This is a genomic window from Komagataeibacter oboediens, from assembly GCF_018491655.1.
Taxonomy (GTDB): domain Bacteria; phylum Pseudomonadota; class Alphaproteobacteria; order Acetobacterales; family Acetobacteraceae; genus Komagataeibacter; species Komagataeibacter oboediens.
In genome coordinates, this window is the sequence record NZ_JABLUU010000007.1 from 1 (window position 1) to 19,602 (window position 19,602).

Here is a 19,602-nt window from a genome sequence, read left to right on the forward strand (position 1 = left end):
ACGGCGGTTCCGCAGTGTGGATAATGGCGGCAATGACGGTCTGCCCGGACCGCAGGCTTCAACGTGACCCCCCTGTCCATCTTTGTCCGCAGGCCGGTCGCCACCATCCTGCTGACAGTGGCCCTGATCATCGGGGGGGTGATCGGGTACCTGACGCTGCCGGTGGCGGACATGCCCAATGTCGATTTCCCGGTCATTCAGGTGCAGGCGCAGCAGGCCGGTGGCTCGCCAGAGGAAATCGCCAGCTCCGTCGCGGCCCCGCTTGAGCGGCATCTGGGCGCGATCGCGGACCTGACGGAAATGACATCGCAGTCATCGGCCAATCAGGCGCGGATCACACTGCAGTTCTCGCTTGACCGCGACATCAATGGCGCAGCCCGTGATGTAGAGGCCGCGCTGCAGGCGGCGCATGCGGACCTGCCATCATCCCTGCGGCAGAACCCAAGCTATTCCAAGGCGAACCCAAACGGCGCGCCGGTCATGATCCTTGCGCTGACATCACGCACGCGCACTGCGCCGCAACTGTATGACCTTGCCTCCAACGTGCTGCAGCAGCACCTGTCGCAGATACAGGGCGTGGGCCAGGTTGAGATCGGGGGCAGTTCACTGCCGGCCGTCCGGGTGGAAATGAACCCGCTGGCGCTGTACAAATTCGGTATCGGGTTTGAGGATATCCGCGCGGCCCTTGCATCGGCCAACGCCCATACGCCCAAGGGCTTCATTGACCAGGGCGACCACCGTTTCGTGCTGGCGACCAATGACCAGGCGCATAACGCGCAGGCCTACCGCGACCTGATCGTGGCCTATCACGACAGCCGTCCCGTCCGGCTGGAAGACGTGGCCTATGTCCATGATGGCGTGGAGGACCTGCGCAACGCCGGGTACGTGGATGGCAAAGCCGGGGTGCTGGCCATCATCTTCGCGCAGGCGGGGGCCAACATCATCAACACCAATGACCAGATCCGCGCCAAGCTGCCGATGCTGCGCGAGGCCCTGCCGGCGGATGTGGACCTTGGCAAATTCATGGACCGGTCCACCACCATCCGCGCGGCGCTGGCCGATACACAGTTCACGCTGGTGCTGTCGGTCTGCCTTGTGGTGCTGGTGGTGCTGCTGTTCCTGCGTTCGCCCCGCATTACCATCATTCCCGCCATTGTGGTGCCGACATCCATCATCACCACCTTTGGCGTCATGCGGCTGCTGGGATATTCGATCGACAATCTTTCGCTGATGGCGCTGACCATTTCCACCGGCTTCGTGGTGGATGACGCCATCGTGGTGGTGGAAAACATCAGTCGTCACATGGAAGCGGGCATGGACCGCCTGCAGGCCACCCTGCTGGGCACGCGCGAGGTGGCGTTCACGGTCATGTCCATCACGGTATCGCTGATTGCGGTATTCCTGCCCATCCTGCTGCTCAGTGGTGTGGCGGGGCGGCTGTTCCATGAATTCGCCATGACGATGTCGATCACCATTGTCGTCTCCATGGGGCTGTCGCTGTCGCTGACCCCCATGATGACGGCCCACCTGCTGCGCCAGCATGAAGTGCCCCGGTCCACCGGTGTGTTCGGGCGCATCGGCATGTGGCTGGAAACCGGCATCAATGCAACCCAGCAGGGATATGCCCGTTCGCTGGAATGGGCGATCACGCACCGCCGGATCACCATCCTGTCCCTGCCCGTGACCATTGCCATCATGGTCGGCCTGTTCATCAAGATGCCCAAGAGCCTGTTTCCCGAATCAGACACCGGCATGTTGATGGGCCACCTGATGGGCGACCAGTCCATTTCGTTCCAGGCCATGCAGGGCAAGATCGCCACCACGCAGCAGGCCGTCCTTGCGGATCGGGATGTCGTCCATGTCATGGGCTTCATGGGGGGGCGCGGCAGTTCCAACCAGGCCAACATGTTCGTGACCCTGAAGGACAAGTCGTTACGCAACGATACGCCCGCGCAGACCATTGCCCGCATTACGCGCCGGCTGCGCAACATGACGGGGGCGACCTTCTATATGTCCGCGCCCGGGCAGTTGCGCATTGGCGGACGGCAGAGCAATGCGGCCTACCAGTATTCGCTTCACTCCGATTCCTCGAAAGATCTGTACAAATGGACGCCGCTGCTGGTCACCGCGCTGCAGAAACATCCCGAACTGTCCGACATTTCATCGGACGTGCTGCAGGGCGGCTCGGCGCTGGATGTGCAGATCGACCGTGATACCGCAAGCCGCCTGAACATCACGCCACAGCTTGTGTCCAATACGCTGTATGACGCCTATGGGCAGCGTTCGGCCTCGGTCATCTACAATTCCCTCAACCAGTACCGCGTGGTCATGGAAGTCGAGCCGCGTTTCTGGCAGGACCCCACGACACTCAAGCAGGTGTGGGTCAGTGTTGCCGGCGGCACGGCAGGGGGCGGTACGCAGTCCAACACCATCCGGGTCAAGACCGATACGGGCACCACGCAATCGCAGCTGAGCGAACAGTCCTTCCGCAACCAGATCGCCAATACGCTGGCGGGCGGGAACAGCACCTCCACCGGGTCCGCCGTTTCCACCAGTTCGGAATCCATGGTGCCGCTGACGCTGGTTTCCGTGCTGAAACCCACCAAGACAGCGCTGAGCATCAATCATGACGGCCAGTCGGTGTCCACCACGGTTTCGTTCAACCTGAGCAATGGTGTCCCGCTGAGCCAGGCGGTGCAGATCATCAATGAAGAGACCGTGCGCCTGCACATGCCCGCCAATATTCAGGGCAATTTTGCCGGCAACGCGGCGCAGTTCCAGAAATCGGTCAACAATGAACCGCTGCTGATCCTTGCGGCCCTTGCCGCGGTGTACATGACGCTGGGCATCCTGTACGAAAGCTACGTGCATCCCCTTACCATCCTGTCCACCCTGCCTTCGGCCGGGGTGGGGGCGCTGCTGGCGCTGCAGTTTTTTGGTGAGGCATTTTCCCTGATCGCCATGATCGGGGTGATCCTGCTGATCGGCATCGTCAAGAAAAACGCCATCATGCTGGTGGATTTCGCCATCACCGCCGAACGTGACGAAGGCCATACCGCGCTGGAGGCGATCCGTACCGCCTGCCTGCTGCGCTTCCGCCCGATCATGATGACCACCTTTGCCGCCGCCCTGGGCGCGCTGCCCCTGATATTCGGCCACGGCTACGGTTCCGAACTGCGCCGCCCGCTAGGCATTGCGATTGTGGGCGGGCTGATCGTCAGCCAGGCGCTTACCCTTTACACAACACCGGTTGTCTATCTCTATCTCGACCATCTGGGGGTAGCCTGCCGCACGCAATTCAACCGGCTGTATGGACGGCTGTCCCGACGCCATCGTCTTTCCCACCAGCAGGATTCCTGATCCGGATGACACCTTTCCCGCCATCCCCCGCCCGCGCCGCCATCCGTCCATCTTCCACCGCCCGCCGTTCCGCGCGCCTTGCACTGGCGGCCCTGCCGCTTCTGGCGTTGGCGGGATGCATGGTCGGGCCGAAATACCACCGTCCTGCCGCCATCGTTTCCCCCCGTTTCAAGGAACTGCGCCCCGAACCGGGATGGGAAATGGCCAACCCGAAGCTGGCGGAACTGCCCAAGCATGACTGGTGGACCATCTATAACGATCCCGTCCTGAACGGTCTGGAATCGCAGGTTGCGATTTCCAACCAGAACATCAAGGAATACGAAGCCAGTTACCGTAACGCCCGCGCCCTGATCGACAGCGTGCGCGCGCAGCTTTTCCCGACCATAAGCGGCAGCCTGGGCTTTGACCGTGACGGACATGGCGCGGGTTCGCTGTCCTCGTCAGGCAGCAACTATGCAAAGGCGGGTTCGACCTACAACACGTATGACATCGGTCCCAGCGCCAGCTGGGATCTGGACATATGGGGCAAGATCCGGCGGCAGGTGCAGGAACAGGTGACTGCGGCGCAGGCCAGTGCCGCCGACCTGGCCAATGCCACGCTGTCGTATCAGGCACAGCTGGCGACGGCCTATTTCAACATGCGCTACCAGGACAGCCTGACGGACCTGCTGCAGCGTTATGTCAATTTCAACGAACAGGCACTACGGATCACCCAGAACCAGTTTGACGCCGGCACAGCCGATCCCACCGCCGTCCTTCAGGCGCGCACGACGCTGGAACAGAACCGTGCATCACTGATACAGGCGGGGATCAACCGCGCACAGTACGAACATGCGATTGCCGTGCTGATTGGCAAGCCGCCCGCCGATGTCACCATCGCCCCGGCGCCGCTTTCGCGCACGGTGCCGCCCATTCCGGTCTCGGTGCCGGCCGACCTGTTGCAGCGCCGCCCCGACATTGCCGCGGCCGAGCGCACGATGGAGCAGTACAACGCCATGATTGGCGCGGACATGGCCGCGTTCTATCCGGACATCACCATCAACGCCAGCTATGAACAGAGCGGCGGCGACCCGGTAACCTCCCTCATGTCAGCAATGAACCGCGTCTGGTCACTGGGGGCATCCGCAACCGAAATCCTGTTTGAAGGCGGGTCGCGCACTGCCGCCGTGCATGAAGCCAATGCCCAGTACGACAATGCTGTCGCCACCTACCGCCAGACCGTATTGACGGCATTGCAGAACACGGAAGATCAGCTGTCCAACCTACGCATCCTGGCCCAGCAGTCCGTGCAGCAGCAGAAGGCGCTGGATTTTGCCAACCGCACGGTCGAAGTCTCGCTGAACCAGTACCGGGCTGGAACGGAAATCTATACGACCGTGATCACCAACGAGAACTCGGCCCTGAGCGATGCCGAAACCCTGCTGGGGATCCAGCAGCAGCGCATGGTGGACAGTGTCAGCCTGGTGCAGGCGCTGGGCGGCGGATGGGATGCGTCACGCCTGCCATCGAAAAACTCGTTGCAGAAGGACAACCCCCTGCTGCCGTCCTTCATTCAGAAGGACACCAACAAATAGGACAGAAAAAAGCCCCTGCACCAATGGTGACAGGGGCCTTTTTATGGGTAGCGGGTTACTGGTTGAAAAGCGATCTGGCCGAGAGGAGCACGATCAGAACCACAATCACAAATGCCAGAATGGCAACAAAGAACAGTATTTTTGCCATTCCTGCCGAAACGGCGGAAATGCCACTGAAGCCAAACAGCCCGGCGACCAGTGATACAATCAAAAAAAACAGCGCCAGTTTCAGCATGGCATTTTTCCCTGCAAATCAGTCATGCTGCCCCAACGCGGCAGCACCATATATGTTGCCTTCAGCCCCGGCGCCGCAGGAAGACGCTTGCCAGAAAACCCAGCACGGACGCCCCCACCAGCGCAAACAGCGGGCGATCCGCCGTCACGTCACGCACGGTATCCAGAATTTCGCCCATGCCCCGCTGGGCTACGCCGCTTGCGCCCTGCAGGCGCGCGGATAGCGGGGTGCCGGCATCCCCGACAAAGCCATCCAGACCATCCTGAAGCCGGCCAATACCTTCTTCCAGATGCGCTTCAAAATTGGGGGGATTTGTCATGTTCCGTATTCCCTTGCTTGCCATAGGGGAGACGCGAAAGCCCGTCCCCCACTGCCCTATGCCTTCATGCCTGCAGGCAACAGACCCGTTGGTGCAGACTTATCATATCTCCGATGCCTGCCAATAGGCCGCATCCGCGCCCGGATCATCCTCACCCGCAATCAGCCGGCGCATGCGCTCGGCCATGGCACGCATTGCCGGGGCGGTATGATCGCGTGGGCGTGGCCCAACGGTGAAATCACCCCGCAGCCCGGCCGGATGCCCCTCCAGAATGATGATCCGGTCCGCAAGGATCAGGGCTTCGTCCAGATCATGGGTCACGAACAGTACGGTCCCCTGCCGCCGGGCATGGATCCGCAGCAGTTCGTCCTGCAGGGCACTGCGCGTAATGGCGTCCAGCGCGCCGAATGGTTCGTCCATCAGCAGCAGGTCCGGTTCGACCGTCAGTGCCCGCGCCACCCCCACGCGCTGGCGCTGTCCACCCGAAAGCTGGCGTGGCCACCGCTCCGCCATGTCCGCAAGCCCGACGAGATCCAGCGCCGCCATGGCCCGTTCCCGCCGCTGCAGCCGTGTCAGGCCCAGCCCCTCCAGCCCCAGTTCCACATTCCGCCGCACACTGCGCCACGGCATGAGCTTGGCATCCTGAAACACCATGGCCGCCGGACGATGGGCCGCCGTCGGGGACGGATGGAGGCTGACCGTGCCCTCGCTGGGGCGTATCAGCCCCATGATGACGCGCAGCAACGTGGATTTGCCAACACCCGATGGCCCCAGCACCGCGACGAATTCACCCCGCCTGATGTCCAGATTCACATGTCGGAGGATGAAGCTGCGCCCATGGTCATGTGACAGGCCGATATTTTCCAGCCTGACCACCACATCACCCGGGACCGCGGCTGTCGTGATATTATCCATAACCACCGCGTTCATCCCTGCCACCCCAGCAGCCGCCTGCGCACCGCCATGAAGACCGTGTCAGTCAGGGCATAGAGCAGCGCCATGGTCAGCATGTAGACCACCACAAGGTCGGTCGCCAGCAGGCTGGACGCCTGCATCATCCGCGCGCCAATTCCCGGCACGCCAAACAGTTCGGCCGCGACAACCGACATCCATGCCTGCCCCAGCCCCGTGCGCAGCCCCGCCAGCACACCGGGGGCCGAGGCCGGAATGACAACCGTGCGCAGCCGCGCCCAGAACCCGCCATGACCAAAGGAGGCGGCGACTTCATACAGGTCCGGGTCGATGGCCTGCACGGCCCCGTACGCAGCATAGAAATTGATCCAGAAAACCGAAATGGCGATCACGAAGGTGGCCCCGGCGGTATCCAGCCCGAACCACAGGATGGCGAATGGCACCCATGCCAGACCCGGTATGGGCCGCAATACCCGCACGACACCGGACAGCAGTCCGTCCAGCAGGAACACTGTCCCGCATAACAGGCCGATGAGCGTGCCCAGCAACGAACCGATGACCAGCCCCATCAGGTAATGGGTCAGGCTGTCGCGAATGGCCTGAACCCATGCGCCGCTACGCACTTCCCCCAGCCATGCCGGGCCAAGACTGCTCGGCGCGGGCACCAGCCCGGATGGCACCCAGCCCAGCCGGATTACCGCTTCCCATCCCCCAAACAGCACGACAAGGCCCACCGCGCCCAGCAGCGGGCGCATCCAGACGGAACGGGTCAGCGTCATTGGGCAATCTGCCGGTAACTCTCGAGGTCAAACAGCGCGGCCACGGGTTCCGCCTTGTGCAGCAGGCCACTCTGCACCTCAAAATCCTGCAGCTTGCCGACCGCATCCACGATGCTGGCGGGATCGGATACGTAATTGGAGGCCGAAACCTTCAGTGCCTCAATGATGATGTCTCTGGGCAGCATGCCACCGCCCAGCGCCTGCTGCACATAGGGTTCCGCCTGTTCCGGATCCGTGGCCAGCAGGTGCGTCGCCTTGACGAAGCTGGTCAGGAACGCGGTCTTCCACGCCGCACGGTCTGGCGCATCCTCGTTGACGATTGCCAGCACGGAACCCGGCTGGCCCGGCATGAGGTCATGCCCCGACGCCAGCACCCGCATGCCGGGCATACGATGGCGGATAATGGTCAGCGCCGGTTCACGCAGGATGGCGCCATCCACCGCGCCTGCCAGAAACGCCTGCTGGGCGGCATCGATATCAATGCCGACAATATCCGCCACATCGGCAGGTTCCAGCCCGTTCCGGGCCTTGAGCCAGTAGCGCAGCAACGTATCGGGCACGGACCCGAGCGGCTGGGCCGCGATCTTGGGCTTATGGCCTGCCTTCGTGGCGAAATCCGCAAAATGCTGACGCAGTGCATCGGGTGTCAGGGCAACGGGCTGTTCCGGCAGGTCGGCGGCTAGCGCCCCGCGGGAGACTACTTCCAGTTCCTCCGTTGCCGCACTCGCGACAACCTTCACATCCGCACCATGCGCCCGGGCCTGCAGCAGGGGCAGCACGCCCGCCACATAGGCATCAATCTTGCCCGATACCAGTGCCTGAATGGCCTGTGGGCCGGACTGGAAGCGGACCAGTTGCATGTCGATCCCAGCATCCCGCGCCCAGTTCTTGCCCTGCATGACAAACAGCGGCGCCGAACCAATGACCGGAATATACCCCACGCGCACCGTTGCCGCGTGAACACTGCCGCACAGACCGATCATGGCGGTCACGGCATAAAGCCCACGGCGTATGGCACGCCCCAAAACTGATCCTGTCATGGCTGAAGCCCTGTCTACTGCGCAGGCCCGATCCTGCGTATCAATGTGATATCGAAATATACATAATCGCGATTGAATATCTATATAACGATGAAAAAATGTTGGATTCCATGGCGACATAAAAAAACCCGGCCAGAGGCCGGGCTTTTTCACGCAGGAACCGAAGTCCCTCAGGCTGCCAGGTGATCTTCCTGGTTGGCTTCGGGGCGCGGACCACTGTCCTTGCCCTTTGCCGACACATCGCGATCAACCAGTTCGATCACAGCCATATCGGCCGCATCACCGTGGCGCATGCCGGCACGCAGCACGCGGGTGTAACCACCCTGACGCGCCTTGTAACGGTCAGCCACCGTGTCGAACAGCTTGGACACGATCTTGTCGTCACGCAGCTGGGCGAAAGCCTGACGGCGGGCGTGCAGGTTGCCACGCTTGCCAAGGGTGATCAGCTTTTCCACAACCGGGCGCAGCTCTTTCGCCTTGGGCAGCGTGGTGGTGATCTGTTCGTGCTTGATCAGGGCGACAGCCATGTTGCGAAACATGGCCAGTCGATGGGACGAGGTAACGCCGAGCTTACGGCCGGCAACACCGTGACGCATGATGTAATTTCCTGTTTTATCCGGTTCGGAGGATCAGAACGGCTCGTCGAGCCTCTTCGCCAGATCTTCGATATTTTCCGGCGGCCAGGCCGGGACATTCATACCCAGTGAAAGCCCCATGGCGGTCAGGACTTCCTTGATCTCGTTGAGCGACTTGCGGCCGAAATTCGGGGTGCGCAGCATCTCCTGCTCGGTCTTCTGAACCAGATCACCGATATAGACGATGTTGTCGTTCTTCAGGCAGTTCGCGCTACGGACCGACAGTTCCAGTTCGTCAACCTTGCGCAGCAGGTTACGGTTGAACGGCAGGTCATCCTGCGGCTCTTCCGTACGCACGGTGCGCGGTTCATCGAAGTTGATGAACAGCTGAAGCTGATCCTGAAGGATACGCGCGGCAAGCGCCACGGCATCTTCCGGCGTTACGGCGCCATTTGTCTCGACCGTCAGCAGCAGGCGGTCGTAATCGGTGACCTGACCCACGCGGGTCTGCTCCACCTTGTAGGACACGCGCCGCACGGGCGAGTAGATGGCATCAACCGGGATCAGGCCAATCGGCGCGTCTTCCGGGCGGTTTGCCGCCGCGGGGACATAGCCCTTGCCCATGTTCACGGTGAATTCCATCCCGAACTTCACCCCTTCGTCCAGGGTGCAGATTACCAGATCGGGGTTCATGACTTCGATATCATGACCGGTCTGGATCTGTCCGGCACGCACTTCGCCCGGCCCCGTGGCCGTCAGCACCATGCGCTTGGGTCCCTCACCATGCATCCGCAGTGCGAGCTGCTTGATGTTGAGGACGATGTCGGTCACGTCTTCACGAACACCCGCCACCGACGAGAATTCATGCAGCACGCCGTCAATCTGGATTGCCGTAACCGCAGCCCCCTGCAGGGACGACAGCAGAACCCGACGGATCGCATTGCCCAGCGTCATGCCGAAACCGCGTTCCAGCGGTTCGGCCACGACGGTCGCAATACGTGAAGGTTCCGCCCCCGGTTCGACTTCCAGCTTTTCCGGCTTGATCAGGGATTGCCAGTTTTTCTGGAGGACCAAGGTAATGGCCTTTCAAGACTGTTCTGCCACCAGGTCCGGTAACAGATGGTACCCCGCATGGGGGCACCGGAATGACAATCTTCCCCCGCATGCGGGGGAATACGACTAAGCAGAATGCGGTTCAGACGCGACGACGCTTGCGCGGACGGCAGCCGTTGTGCGGAACCGGCGTCATGTCACGGATGGCCGTGATCGAGAAACCGACTGCCTGCAGGGCACGCAGTGCGCTTTCACGCCCCGACCCCGGACCGGAAACCTCGATTTCCAGCGTTTCCATGCCGTGTTCACGCGCCTTGCGGCCCGCGTCTTCGGCAGCAACCTGCGCCGCATACGGCGTGGACTTGCGCGATCCCTTGAAGCCCTGGGCACCTGCGGACGACCAGGCAATTGCATTGCCCTGCGCATCCGAAATGGTGATCATGGTGTTGTTGAAGGTGGACAGCACATGCGCCACACCGGAAATGATGTTTTTCCGCTCTTTCTTGCGAATACGCGGAGCCGCAGCTTTCGCCATAGTTTTCTCGATCCTGTCAGTTCAAACGGCGCATGGGGCGGGCGGCCACCATGCTTACATACCGGGCAATCCGCTGATTAGCGGGTTGCCTTCTTCTTGCCCGCAATAGCCACGGCCTTACCCTTACGGGTACGGGCGTTGGTATGAGTCCGCTGACCATGGACAGGCAGCCCACGCCGGTGACGCAGACCACGGTAGCAGCCAAGATCCATCAGACGCTTGATGTTCATCGCCACTTCGCGGCGCAGATCACCTTCCACGCGATACTTGCTGTCGATCAGTTCACGGATCTTGCCGATCTCGTCATCAGACAGCTCGTTCACGCGCCGCTCAGCCGGGATTGCCAGCTGGTCGCAGATCGCCTGGGCCTTGGTAGCCCCGATACCATAGATATAACGCAGGCCAATGGTGACCCGTTTGTTGGTTGGGATGTTCACGCCGGCAATACGTGCCACGCCACTTACTCCTCGTCCGCCCTGCTTCAGGGCACTAACTATCAGGCAGGGCTGCTTCACACCACCTGCCCGATTGGCAGGAGCGCCGTGAACATACCGGTTTCGAAACCGGCCAACCCCATCATCATTCATTCCGGCCATACGAGCCGTGCCATCATGGCCGACTCATACGACGCTCATACCTTGAGGGCGCGCAATATACTGCTGCCCCCATGCGAGTCAATTATTTTGCATCACTTCTTCGTGATACGATCGATAACAGCGAAGACTTCCTTGGTCACTGCATCGATGTCCGCCATCCCGTCAACACGGTACAGCCGCTTCTTTTCCTCGTAATACGGCAGGATCGGTGCGGTCTGTTCACGGTAGGCCTTCAGGCGCGCGGCCACGGTGTCCCGCCGGTCATCTTCCCGGCGAATGAACTCATGTCCGCCACAGACATCACATGTGCCTGCCACCTTCGGCTTCTTGAACAGATCGTTATATCCCGCGCCGCACTTGGCGCAGGTGTAACGTCCCGCAATACGGTCCGCCAGGGCGTTCTCATCAACATCCAGCAGCAGCACGGCGTCGATATGCTGGCCACTGCGCGTCAGCATCTGGTCCAGCGCCTCTGCCTGTGCCCGCGTGCGCGGGAAGCCATCCAGGATGAACCCCTTCGCACAGTCAGGCTGGCGGATGCGGTTTTCGATCATGGCAATGATCAGGTCATCCGGCACAAGCCTGCCTTCTGCCATGATGGTCTTGACCTTCTGCCCCAGCGGGCTTCCGGCCGCGACTTCCGCACGCAGCATGTCACCCGTCGAGATCTGGGCGATTCCATACCGTTCTTCCAGCCGCTTTGACTGGGTGCCCTTACCGGCACCCGGCGGACCAAGAAAGATAATATTCACCGCATTCTGCCCTTTCTGCCCCGTCCCCGGCGCATAAGTCCCTGATACTGGTGCGCAACCAGATGCGACTGCACCTGCGTCACCGTATCGATCGTCACCGTCACGATAATGATCAGACTCGTGCCGCCAAAATAGAAAGGCACGTTGTAATGGCTGATCAGGATCTGCGGCAACAGGCAGACCGCGACAAGATAGAGCGCGCCAATGGTCGTGATGCGCGTCAGGATCCGGTCAAAGAAGGCTGCGGTATTCGCACCAGGACGGATACCCGGCACAAAGCCACCCTGCTTGCGCAGGTTCTCCGCCGTTTCCTGAGGGTTGAAGGTAACCGCCGCATAGAAATAGGAGAAGAAGACAATCATCGCGGCATAGAACAGCATGTATAACGGCTGTCCCTGCCCCAGTTCCTGTCCCAGGAAGGAAAGCCAGCCCGGCATGGAACTATTGTTTACGAATCCGGCAATCGTAACGGGAATCAGCAACACGGATGACGCGAAAATGGGCGGAATCGACCCCGCCGTATTTACCTTCAGCGGCATGTGGGTCGAATCGCCCCCGAACATGCGCTGTCCGACCTGTCGCTTCGGGTACTGGATCACCACACGTCGCTGCGCCAGTTCCATGAACACGATGAAGGCGATCGTCACGGCTGCCAGCACCAGGAAGACCAGCACAAAGAACGGCGAAAGCGCGCCCGTGTAGCCAAGCTGGAACAGGCTCGCCAGTGCATTGGGCAGGTTCGCCACGATACCGGCAAAGATGATCAGCGAGATACCGTTCCCGACCCCCCGCGACGTGATCTGCTCACCCAGCCACATCAGGAACATGGTCCCGCCTACAAGGGTCAGCACACATGACACGATGAAGAAAAGACCGGGAGAGACGACCGCAGATCCGGCCTCGGTATGCATGTTCTCCAGCCCGATGGCGATTCCATAAGCCTGGAACAGCGCAATCACCACCGTCAGGTAACGGGTATATTCGTTCAGCTTGCGCCGTCCGCCTTCCCCTTCCTTCTTGAGGGCCTCTAGGGAAGGAATCGCTGCCGACATGAGCTGTACGATGATCGAGGCACTGATATAGGGCATGATGTTCAGTGCAAACACGGTCATACGCCCCAGCGCACCACCGGTAAACATATCGAACATGCCCAGAATCCCGCCCTGATGCCGGGCCAGAAGCTGCCCCATCACCGTCGCATCGACGCCAGGAACGGGGATATAGGTGCCAATCCGATATACGATCAACGCACCCAGCGTGAACCAGATACGCTTTTTCAGCTCCGTTGCATTGGCAAAGGAATTGAAATTCAGATTGGCAGCCAACTGTTCGGCCGCGGAGGCCATGCGCCCATCCTTTCACAAGAACAGCGCCACCGCTGGAAGCGGGACGCTGTCATGATAAAAAAAACCGCAAAAAGTAATAAAGCGATGCGCCCGCCGAGTGCAAGCAGCATCGCTTTTATTATGCTCCGGGTACAGAACGTGCCTGCTCCCGGGACCGGTCATTCCGCGGCAGGAGCCTGCTGCTTCTGCGCCTTGACCTGCACCTTTCCGCCTGCCTTTTCGACAGCGGCGACGGCACCAGCCGAAGCACCCGACACTTCAATGGTGACGGCATGCTTCAGTTCACCGTCCGCCAGAAGGCGGATACCGGCGAAACGACCGGAACCAACCAGACCAGCCTTGGTCAGGGTTTCTTCCGTCACGACAGCGTTGGCATCGACCTTGCCTGCCGCGATCGCCTTGTCCAGCACGCCCAGATTCACGATCGCATATTCCTTGCGGAAGATGTTCTTGAATCCACGCTTGGGCAGCCGGCGATAGATCGGCAGCTGGCCGCCTTCAAAACCGTTCAGGGACACACCGGAACGCGCCTTCTGACCCTTCACACCCTTGCCCGACGTCTTGCCCTTGCCAGAGCCGATGCCGCGACCAAGACGCTTCTTGGTATAGCGCGCGCCTTCGTTGTCACGAAGTTCGTTCAGGTTCATCTCAATCCTCCACCTTGATCAGGTGGGACACCTTGCGGATCATACCGCGAACCGAAGGAGTGTCCTCCAATTCACGCGTACGACCAATCTTGTTCAGGCCGAGGCCAATTAGCGTAGCCTGCTGACCCGGCTTCTGTCCGTTCCCGGAATGCACCTGGGTGACGCGCACTTTTGCCTTGGTATCAGACATCGGCCGTGGCCTCCGTCGTTACCGCAGCCTCACGGCGCCCCAGAATGTCCGAAACCTTCTTGCCACGGCGGTTGGCAACCGAACGCGGGCTGGCGCAACGCTCCAGCGCGGCAAACGTTGCCTTCACCATGTTATGCGGGTTCCGGGTCCCGAGGGACTTCGCCACCACGTCATTGATGCCCAGGCTTTCAAACACTGCGCGCATCGGACCACCGGCAATGATGCCCGTGCCCGCATCAGCGGAGCGCAGAACAACCTTACCCGCACCAAAGTGACCGGCCACATCGTGATGCAGCGTACGGCCTTCCTTCATCGGAACGCGGATCATGGTCCGCTTGGCGCGATCGGTCGCCTTGCGGATCGCCTCGGGAACTTCACGGGCCTTGCCCGCACCGAACCCAACACGACCCTTCTGGTCACCAACAACAACCAGGGCTGCGAATGCAAAGCGACGACCGCCCTTTACCACCTTCGCAACACGGTTGATCGTGACCAGCTTGTCGACCAGATCATCGCCTTCGCGGTCGCGATCGCGACCACCCCGGCCGCCTTCTCTCGGTTCACGTGCCATTATGCGTGACCCTTTCGTCAGAACGAGAGACCGCCCTCACGGGCAGCCTCCGCCAGGGCCTTGATACGCCCATGATAGAGATACGCGCCGCGGTCGAAAACGACCTTCGACACACCTGCAGCCACCGCACGCTCCGCCAGAAGCTTGCCGACTGCGCCCGCTGCCTTGACGTCCGTACCACCCTTGAGGGTCGTACGCAGGTCCTTGTCCAGGCTTGACGCTGCGGCGAGGGTCCGGCCAGCAGCATCGTCGATCACCTGCGCGTAGATGTTCTTGCCCGAACGGAACACCGACAGACGCGGACGGCCACCGCTCTTGCGGCGAAGCTGGAAACGCAGGCGCTGACGCCGCCGTTCCCGCAGATCCTTCTGCGTGCTCATTATTTCTTCTTACCTTCCTTGCGACGGATGGTTTCCGTTTCATAACGGACACCCTTGCCCTTGTAGGGCTCGGGCTTGCGGAAGCTGCGGATGTCCAGTGCGACCTGACCAACGCGCTGCTTGTCAATGCCTTCGACCGTGACCGCTGTAGGACGCGGGGTCGTGATCTTGATCCCTTCGGGAATCGCATAGACGATGTCATGCGAATAACCAAGGTTCATGACCAGGTTCTTACCCTGCACCGCGGCACGATAACCTGTCCCGGAGATTTCCAGCGTCTTGGAAAATCCTTCGGACACACCCTTGACCATACCCGCGATCAGAGAACGGGTTGTTCCCCACATCATGCGGGCCTGTGCCTGGGTGTCGACCGGCTTGACGGCAACCTTGCCATCCGCAACATCAACCGAAACGTGGCTGGACAGCGGCAGCTTGAGTTCACCCAGCTTGCCTTTTGCCGTCAGCACACCGTCAGCAATGGAAACCTGAACGCCCGACGGTAATTCGACGGGATATTTGCCCACTCGCGACATTTATCCCTCCTTAGAATACACGACAGAGGACTTCACCGCCAACATTGGCAGCGCGGGCCTCCGCATCGGACAGAACACCGCGCGGCGTCGACAGGATCGACACGCCCAGCCCGGCATACACACGCGGCAGTTCCTTGATCTTGGAATAGACGCGGCGCCCCGGCTTGGACACACGGTGGATTTCTTTAATGACCGGCTCACCATCGAGGTACTTCAGCTCGATGCGCAGCTGGGCCACACCTTTACGCAGTTCCTCGCGGGAGAAACCACGGATATATCCCTCGCGGCGCAGGGCCTCGAGAACACTGGCGCGCAGCTTGGAAGCCGGCGCCACGCATGCAGCATGCCGTGCACGCTGCGCATTGCGGATCCGGGTGAGCAGATCACCCAAAGGATCAGAAAGTGACATCGTTCCCTGCCCTTACCAGCTCGATTTGACCATGCCCGGGATCTGACCATTGGAGGCCAGGTCACGCAGGGCGATACGGCAGAGTTCGAACTTTCTGTAATTGGCGCGGGGACGTCCCGTCAGCTTACAGCGCAGACGCACGCGAACGCGCGAACCATTGCGAGGAAGTTCAGCAAGCTTGAGCGATGCATCAAATCGATCTTCAACCGGCAGAGACCGGTCCATGATGATGTTCTTCAATGCAGTCCGCTTAGCCCGGTCCCGGTTTGCCATGCGCTCGCGCTTGGCATTCCGGTTAACGGCGGAAATTTTGGCCATGCCTTGTTTTACCCTCCGGAACCTGTTGGGCCAGTCCCAACGGTTTTCCAAACAACGTGTGTATTAGGTCTTCTGGACTTCAGACGGAAGCCCTTTCGCTACATTTTTATGCAGCGAAGGGCAGATCAAACGCCTTGAGCAGAGCCTTTGCTTCCGCATCCGTCTTCGCGGTGGTCACGAAGATGATGTCCATGCCACGGATTTCGTCGACTTTGTCGTATTCGATTTCCGGGAAGACAATCTGTTCCTTCAGGCCCATCGCAAAGTTGCCACGCCCGTCGAAACCCTTGTTCGCCGGCAGCCCGCGGAAATCACGCACGCGCGGCAGGGCGATCGTCACGAAACGATCCAGGAACTCGAACATCTGCGCACGACGCAGCGTCACCTTGCACCCGATCGGCAGCCCTTCACGGATCTTGAAACCGGCGATGGCCTTCTTGGCCACGGTCTTGACCGGCTTCTGACCTGCGATCAGGGTCATTTCCTTGACGGCGGCATCCAGCTTCTTCTGGTCACCGGCAGCTTCGCCCACGCCCATGTTCAGGACAATCTTCTCAAGACGCGGAACCTGCATCTCGTTCTTGTACCCGAACTGCTCACGCAGCTTCGCGCGCAGCTCTTCCTGGTAGCGCTTCTGCATGCGCGGCACAGGGCGGGCTTCGTTCACTTCAGACATACCCGCCTCCTCAGCCTTCGATAACTTCGCCGGTCGCCTTGGCGACACGAACCTTGCGACCATCTTCCAGAACGCGGAAACCGACCTTCGTCGGGTCACCGCTCTTGGGATCGATCAGCTTCAGGTTGGACAGGTGAACCGGCATTTCCTTCTGGACAATGCCACCCTGCTCACCCATGCGGGAAGGACGGGTATGACGCTTTGCAATCGCCACGCCGCGCACGACAGCCTTGTTGGCTGCGGGCAGGACTGTAACAACCTCGCCACGGGTTCCCTTGGAACCACCGGTGGTGACCAGAACCTGGTCACCCTTCTTGATACGAGCAGCCATTACAGCACCTCCGGTGCCAGCGAGATGATCTTCATGAACTTGCGCGCACGCAGTTCGCGTACGACCGGGCCAAAGATACGGGTACCAATCGGCTCCTGCTGCTTGTTGATCAGCACGGCCGCATTGCGGTCGAAGCGGATGGCGCTGCCATCGGCGCGACGCACGGGGTAAGAGGTGCGAACGATCACCGCCTGGTGCACATCGCCCTTCTTGACCTTACCGCGGGGAATGGCCTCCTTGACGGACACGACAATCACGTCGCCGACCGAGGCAGTCTTCCGCTTGGAACCGCCCAGCACCTTGATGCACTGCACCTGACGGGCGCCGGAATTGTCGGCCACGTCAAGGTTGGTCTCGGGATGGATCATGGTCTATGCCCTTCTTTACGCCTGCGTACCAGACGTGGCACCGGTGGCAGCCGCAAGTGGCTGACCATTCCGGACAACGACAGTCCAGGTCTTGCGGCGGGAAATCGGCTTGCATTCTTCAATGCGTACCGTGTCGCCCACCTTGCATTCATTCAAGCCGTCATGCGCCGCATACTTTTTCGAGCGACGAATGAACTTCTTATACAACGGATGGATAACGCGACGATCGACAAGAACCGTTACGGTCTTGTCCATCTTGTCGCTGGTTACCCGTCCGGTCAGGACGCGCCTTGGCATCGCCCGTCTCCCTTCAGGACTTTACTGCCGGCGCGTGGCCAGCGGAACTCTTCTTCACAACCTCGGTTGCAACAGTCTTCACACGCGCGATTTCACGACGAACCTCGCGCATGCGGGACTGCCCCTCGGTCTGACCGGTCGCGTGCTGAAACCGAAGATTGAACTGCTCGCGCTTCAGATCGATGAGAAGCGTATCCAGTTCTTCAACAGTCTTGGCACGCAGATCGGCCGGCTTTGTTGCCTTTGCCATCTCACGCCTCTCCGATACGGGTCACGAACTTCGTCTTGATCGGCAGCTTTGCCGCGCCAAGAGCCAGCGCTTCACGCGCGACTTCCGGCGGCACGCCTTCGATCTCGAACAGGATTCGACCCGGCTTCACACGAGCCACCCAATATTCGGGCGACCCCTTGCCGGACCCCATACGCACTTCTGCGGGCTTTGTCGAGACCGGAAGATCAGGGAAAATCCGAATCCAGACACGACCGGCACGTTTCATGGCGCGGGTAATGGCACGACGGGCAGCCTCAATCTGGCGGGCAGTGATCCGTTCAGGCTGCAGCGCCTTCAGGCCAAAAGCCCCAAAATTCAGGGTTGTGCCACCCTTGGCCAACCCATGAATACGCCCCTTGTGGGCCTTGCGGTACTTTGTCCGCTTGGGAGAAAGCATTTTCTAAATCCTCACGCGCCGCCTGGCGCATCTAGGTCCATTGGACCCCGCAATTAGCGCTGCGGGGCCTGTTCGGCGGCGCGACGGTCCTGCGCCAGCGGATCATGGGCAAGAATCTCACCCTTGAAGATCCAGACCTTCACACCACAGGTGCCATAGGTCGTCTTGGCGGTCGCCACACCATAATCAATGTCCGCACGCAGCGTATGCAGCGGCACGCGGCCTTCACGATACCATTCAACGCGTGCGATTTCCGCGCCGCCCAGACGTCCCGAGCAGTTGATCCGGATCCCCTGCGCACCAAGACGCATGGCGGACTGCACGGCGCGCTTCATGGCGCGACGGAAGGCAACACGACGTTCCAGCTGCTGGGCAATGTTTTCGGCCACCAGGGTCGCATCGATTTCCGGCTTGCGGATCTCGACGATATTCAGCGCGACATCGGTCTTGGCCATACGGGCAAGATCCTTGCGCAGCACATCGATGTCCTGGCCCTTCTTGCCAATCACCACACCCGGGCGTGCCGCATAGATGGTCACGCGCGGCTTCTTGGCCGGGCGTTCGATCACCACGCGGGACACGCCGGCGCCCGACAGCTTGCGACGCAGGTAGGACCGCAGCTTCAGGTCATCATGCAGCAGACGCGCATAGTCGGCATCAGCATACCAGCGGCTGTCCCATGTCCGGTTAATACCGAGCCGCAGCCCGATCGGATTAACTTTATGTCCCATGGATCAGGCCGCCTTCTTTTCGGTTTCAGCTTCGGGCTTCTTTTCCGCCACGACGATGGTCAGGTGGCTGAAGAACTTCTCGATGCGGGCCGAACGGCCACGACCACGTGCGTGGAAACGACGCATCACGATCGACTTGCCCACCTCTGCACGGGCAACAACCAGCTGATCAACGTCCAGCTGATGGTTGTTCTCGGCGTTGGCGATCGCACTTTCCAGGGTCTTCTTGACCTGCTGGGCGATACGACGCTTGGAGAATGTGAGGGTGGCGATCGCCTGCGCGGCCGGCTTGTTGCGGATCAGACCCGCAACAAGGTTCAGCTTGCGCGGGCTGATGCGGATGTTCCGCGTCAGCGCCTGCGCCTCGGTTTCCGCGAGCGTGCGCGGATGCTTAGGCTTGCTCATGA

General features: G+C 60.7%; 28 protein-coding genes. 2 read left to right on the forward strand and 26 right to left on the reverse strand.

The features are described from left to right. Positions 1 to 63: 63 nt before the first annotated feature. On the forward strand, positions 64 to 3,360 hold the full coding sequence (locus HNO79_RS07745) for an efflux RND transporter permease subunit (protein WP_048857229.1): 3,297 nt from the start codon (positions 64 to 66) through the stop codon (positions 3,358 to 3,360). A 5-nt stretch (positions 3,361 to 3,365) separates the two neighbouring features. Further along, the gene (locus tag HNO79_RS07750) at positions 3,366 to 4,934 is read left to right on the forward strand and encodes an efflux transporter outer membrane subunit (RefSeq protein ID WP_214165181.1); all 1,569 of its coding nucleotides are present in this window, start codon (positions 3,366 to 3,368) and stop codon (positions 4,932 to 4,934) included. A gap of 55 nt (positions 4,935 to 4,989) precedes the next feature. On the opposite strand, the gene HNO79_RS07755 is transcribed toward HNO79_RS07750, so the two are convergent. The 26 genes from HNO79_RS07755 to rplV form a co-directional block, all read right to left on the reverse strand. Next, a complete protein-coding gene (locus HNO79_RS07755) occupies positions 4,990 to 5,169 on the reverse strand; it encodes a DUF1328 domain-containing protein (RefSeq protein ID WP_010513061.1) in 180 nt (59 codons plus the stop codon). 61 nt (positions 5,170 to 5,230) lie between these two features. Continuing rightward, positions 5,231 to 5,488, reverse strand: a complete 258-nt coding sequence (locus HNO79_RS07760; protein WP_010513062.1) for a hypothetical protein — start codon at positions 5,486 to 5,488, stop codon at positions 5,231 to 5,233. 102 nt (positions 5,489 to 5,590) lie between these two features. Continuing rightward, positions 5,591 to 6,418, reverse strand: coding sequence for an ABC transporter ATP-binding protein (locus tag HNO79_RS07765; RefSeq protein ID WP_372380117.1), 828 nt, complete (start codon positions 6,416 to 6,418; stop codon positions 5,591 to 5,593). Next, positions 6,415 to 7,179, reverse strand: coding sequence for an ABC transporter permease (locus HNO79_RS07770; protein WP_214165180.1), 765 nt, complete (start codon positions 7,177 to 7,179; stop codon positions 6,415 to 6,417). Before HNO79_RS07770 ends, HNO79_RS07765 begins: the two co-directional genes overlap by 4 nt. Next, complete coding sequence (locus tag HNO79_RS07775; RefSeq protein ID WP_214165179.1) at positions 7,176 to 8,219, reverse strand: ABC transporter substrate-binding protein; 1,044 nt, start codon at positions 8,217 to 8,219, stop codon at positions 7,176 to 7,178. Before HNO79_RS07775 ends, HNO79_RS07770 begins: the two co-directional genes overlap by 4 nt. A gap of 170 nt (positions 8,220 to 8,389) precedes the next feature. After that, on the reverse strand, positions 8,390 to 8,815 hold the full coding sequence (gene rplQ, locus HNO79_RS07780; RefSeq protein WP_010513067.1) for a 50S ribosomal protein L17: 426 nt from the start codon (positions 8,813 to 8,815) through the stop codon (positions 8,390 to 8,392). Positions 8,816 to 8,848: 33 nt separating this feature from the next. Then, positions 8,849 to 9,868: a DNA-directed RNA polymerase subunit alpha gene (locus HNO79_RS07785; protein ID WP_007399646.1), complete on the reverse strand. Its 1,020-nt coding sequence runs from the start codon at positions 9,866 to 9,868 to the stop codon at positions 8,849 to 8,851. A gap of 121 nt (positions 9,869 to 9,989) precedes the next feature. Continuing rightward, positions 9,990 to 10,382, reverse strand: a complete 393-nt coding sequence (rpsK, locus tag HNO79_RS07790; RefSeq protein ID WP_003621069.1) for a 30S ribosomal protein S11 — start codon at positions 10,380 to 10,382, stop codon at positions 9,990 to 9,992. A 77-nt stretch (positions 10,383 to 10,459) separates the two neighbouring features. Further along, positions 10,460 to 10,837 (reverse strand): 30S ribosomal protein S13, encoded by a 378-nt coding sequence (gene rpsM / locus HNO79_RS07795; RefSeq protein ID WP_010513069.1) that lies wholly within the window; start codon positions 10,835 to 10,837, stop codon positions 10,460 to 10,462. Between the two features lie 233 nt (positions 10,838 to 11,070). Beyond that, positions 11,071 to 11,730 (reverse strand): adenylate kinase, encoded by a 660-nt coding sequence (locus tag HNO79_RS07800; RefSeq protein WP_214165178.1) that lies wholly within the window; start codon positions 11,728 to 11,730, stop codon positions 11,071 to 11,073. Next, the gene (secY, locus tag HNO79_RS07805; protein WP_039732875.1) at positions 11,727 to 13,076 is read right to left on the reverse strand and encodes a preprotein translocase subunit SecY; all 1,350 of its coding nucleotides are present in this window, start codon (positions 13,074 to 13,076) and stop codon (positions 11,727 to 11,729) included. The genes HNO79_RS07800 and secY overlap by 4 nt, the downstream gene beginning before the upstream one ends. A 158-nt stretch (positions 13,077 to 13,234) precedes the next feature. Continuing rightward, a complete protein-coding gene (gene rplO, locus HNO79_RS07810; protein ID WP_214165177.1) occupies positions 13,235 to 13,723 on the reverse strand; it encodes a 50S ribosomal protein L15 in 489 nt (162 codons plus the stop codon). Position 13,724: 1 nt separating this feature from the next. Further along, on the reverse strand, positions 13,725 to 13,913 hold the full coding sequence (gene rpmD / locus HNO79_RS07815; RefSeq protein ID WP_010506714.1) for a 50S ribosomal protein L30: 189 nt from the start codon (positions 13,911 to 13,913) through the stop codon (positions 13,725 to 13,727). After that, positions 13,906 to 14,484, reverse strand: a complete 579-nt coding sequence (rpsE, locus tag HNO79_RS07820; protein ID WP_010513074.1) for a 30S ribosomal protein S5 — start codon at positions 14,482 to 14,484, stop codon at positions 13,906 to 13,908. Before rpsE ends, rpmD begins: the two co-directional genes overlap by 8 nt. A gap of 17 nt (positions 14,485 to 14,501) precedes the next feature. Further along, positions 14,502 to 14,864, reverse strand: a complete 363-nt coding sequence (rplR, locus tag HNO79_RS07825; protein WP_025439063.1) for a 50S ribosomal protein L18 — start codon at positions 14,862 to 14,864, stop codon at positions 14,502 to 14,504. Continuing rightward, on the reverse strand, positions 14,864 to 15,397 hold the full coding sequence (gene rplF, locus HNO79_RS07830) for a 50S ribosomal protein L6 (protein ID WP_010513076.1): 534 nt from the start codon (positions 15,395 to 15,397) through the stop codon (positions 14,864 to 14,866). Before rplF ends, rplR begins: the two co-directional genes overlap by 1 nt. A gap of 10 nt (positions 15,398 to 15,407) precedes the next feature. Then, entirely contained in the window at positions 15,408 to 15,806 is a 399-nt protein-coding gene (gene rpsH, locus HNO79_RS07835) for a 30S ribosomal protein S8 (protein WP_010506719.1), read from the reverse strand. Positions 15,807 to 15,818: 12 nt separating this feature from the next. Next, positions 15,819 to 16,124, reverse strand: coding sequence for a 30S ribosomal protein S14 (gene rpsN / locus HNO79_RS07840; RefSeq protein ID WP_048856916.1), 306 nt, complete (start codon positions 16,122 to 16,124; stop codon positions 15,819 to 15,821). A gap of 106 nt (positions 16,125 to 16,230) precedes the next feature. Further along, positions 16,231 to 16,800: a 50S ribosomal protein L5 gene (gene rplE / locus HNO79_RS07845; protein ID WP_010513078.1), complete on the reverse strand. Its 570-nt coding sequence runs from the start codon at positions 16,798 to 16,800 to the stop codon at positions 16,231 to 16,233. Between the two features lie 10 nt (positions 16,801 to 16,810). Continuing rightward, entirely contained in the window at positions 16,811 to 17,131 is a 321-nt protein-coding gene (gene rplX, locus HNO79_RS07850; RefSeq protein ID WP_010506725.1) for a 50S ribosomal protein L24, read from the reverse strand. Beyond that, positions 17,131 to 17,499, reverse strand: a complete 369-nt coding sequence (gene rplN, locus HNO79_RS07855; RefSeq protein ID WP_007399629.1) for a 50S ribosomal protein L14 — start codon at positions 17,497 to 17,499, stop codon at positions 17,131 to 17,133. Before rplN ends, rplX begins: the two co-directional genes overlap by 1 nt. A gap of 15 nt (positions 17,500 to 17,514) precedes the next feature. Beyond that, positions 17,515 to 17,796: a 30S ribosomal protein S17 gene (gene rpsQ / locus HNO79_RS07860; protein WP_214165176.1), complete on the reverse strand. Its 282-nt coding sequence runs from the start codon at positions 17,794 to 17,796 to the stop codon at positions 17,515 to 17,517. Between the two features lie 13 nt (positions 17,797 to 17,809). Beyond that, positions 17,810 to 18,046, reverse strand: coding sequence for a 50S ribosomal protein L29 (rpmC, locus tag HNO79_RS07865; protein WP_010513081.1), 237 nt, complete (start codon positions 18,044 to 18,046; stop codon positions 17,810 to 17,812). A 1-nt stretch (position 18,047) separates the two neighbouring features. After that, entirely contained in the window at positions 18,048 to 18,464 is a 417-nt protein-coding gene (gene rplP / locus HNO79_RS07870) for a 50S ribosomal protein L16 (protein ID WP_007399626.1), read from the reverse strand. Between the two features lie 53 nt (positions 18,465 to 18,517). After that, positions 18,518 to 19,195 (reverse strand): 30S ribosomal protein S3, encoded by a 678-nt coding sequence (gene rpsC, locus HNO79_RS07875; RefSeq protein ID WP_010506729.1) that lies wholly within the window; start codon positions 19,193 to 19,195, stop codon positions 18,518 to 18,520. A gap of 3 nt (positions 19,196 to 19,198) precedes the next feature. Further along, positions 19,199 to 19,600: a 50S ribosomal protein L22 gene (gene rplV, locus HNO79_RS07880; protein WP_007399624.1), complete on the reverse strand. Its 402-nt coding sequence runs from the start codon at positions 19,598 to 19,600 to the stop codon at positions 19,199 to 19,201. Positions 19,601 to 19,602: the final 2 nt, after the last annotated feature.

Bases quoted from the DNA above. Each gene is read 5' to 3' on its own strand.
- HNO79_RS07750 (WP_214165181.1), top strand. From the start codon at position 3,366: ATGACACCTTTCCCGCCATCCCCCGCCCGCGCCGCCATCCGTCCATCT.
- HNO79_RS07755 (WP_010513061.1), bottom strand. From the start codon at position 5,169: ATGCTGAAACTGGCGCTGTTTTTTTTGATTGTATCACTGGTCGCCGGG.
- HNO79_RS07760 (WP_010513062.1), bottom strand. From the start codon at position 5,488: ATGACAAATCCCCCCAATTTTGAAGCGCATCTGGAAGAAGGTATTGGC.
- HNO79_RS07765 (WP_372380117.1), bottom strand. From the start codon at position 6,418: ATGAACGCGGTGGTTATGGATAATATCACGACAGCCGCGGTCCCGGGT.
- HNO79_RS07770 (WP_214165180.1), bottom strand. From the start codon at position 7,179: ATGACGCTGACCCGTTCCGTCTGGATGCGCCCGCTGCTGGGCGCGGTG.
- HNO79_RS07775 (WP_214165179.1), bottom strand. From the start codon at position 8,219: ATGACAGGATCAGTTTTGGGGCGTGCCATACGCCGTGGGCTTTATGCC.
- rplQ (WP_010513067.1), bottom strand. From the start codon at position 8,815: ATGCGTCACGGTGTTGCCGGCCGTAAGCTCGGCGTTACCTCGTCCCAT.
- rpsK (WP_003621069.1), bottom strand. From the start codon at position 10,382: ATGGCGAAAGCTGCGGCTCCGCGTATTCGCAAGAAAGAGCGGAAAAAC.
- secY (WP_039732875.1), bottom strand. From the start codon at position 13,076: ATGGCCTCCGCGGCCGAACAGTTGGCTGCCAATCTGAATTTCAATTCC.
- rplO (WP_214165177.1), bottom strand. From the start codon at position 13,723: ATGAACCTGAACGAACTTCGTGACAACGAAGGCGCGCGCTATACCAAG.
- rpmD (WP_010506714.1), bottom strand. From the start codon at position 13,913: ATGTCTGATACCAAGGCAAAAGTGCGCGTCACCCAGGTGCATTCCGGG.
- rpsE (WP_010513074.1), bottom strand. From the start codon at position 14,484: ATGGCACGTGAACCGAGAGAAGGCGGCCGGGGTGGTCGCGATCGCGAC.
- rplR (WP_025439063.1), bottom strand. From the start codon at position 14,864: ATGAGCACGCAGAAGGATCTGCGGGAACGGCGGCGTCAGCGCCTGCGT.
- rplF (WP_010513076.1), bottom strand. From the start codon at position 15,397: ATGTCGCGAGTGGGCAAATATCCCGTCGAATTACCGTCGGGCGTTCAG.
- rpsH (WP_010506719.1), bottom strand. From the start codon at position 15,806: ATGTCACTTTCTGATCCTTTGGGTGATCTGCTCACCCGGATCCGCAAT.
- rpsN (WP_048856916.1), bottom strand. From the start codon at position 16,124: ATGGCCAAAATTTCCGCCGTTAACCGGAATGCCAAGCGCGAGCGCATG.
- rplE (WP_010513078.1), bottom strand. From the start codon at position 16,800: ATGTCTGAAGTGAACGAAGCCCGCCCTGTGCCGCGCATGCAGAAGCGC.
- rplX (WP_010506725.1), bottom strand. From the start codon at position 17,131: ATGGCTGCTCGTATCAAGAAGGGTGACCAGGTTCTGGTCACCACCGGT.
- rplN (WP_007399629.1), bottom strand. From the start codon at position 17,499: ATGATCCATCCCGAGACCAACCTTGACGTGGCCGACAATTCCGGCGCC.
- rpsQ (WP_214165176.1), bottom strand. From the start codon at position 17,796: ATGCCAAGGCGCGTCCTGACCGGACGGGTAACCAGCGACAAGATGGAC.
- rpmC (WP_010513081.1), bottom strand. From the start codon at position 18,046: ATGGCAAAGGCAACAAAGCCGGCCGATCTGCGTGCCAAGACTGTTGAA.
- rplP (WP_007399626.1), bottom strand. From the start codon at position 18,464: ATGCTTTCTCCCAAGCGGACAAAGTACCGCAAGGCCCACAAGGGGCGT.
- rpsC (WP_010506729.1), bottom strand. From the start codon at position 19,195: ATGGGACATAAAGTTAATCCGATCGGGCTGCGGCTCGGTATTAACCGG.
- rplV (WP_007399624.1), bottom strand. From the start codon at position 19,600: ATGAGCAAGCCTAAGCATCCGCGCACGCTCGCGGAAACCGAGGCGCAG.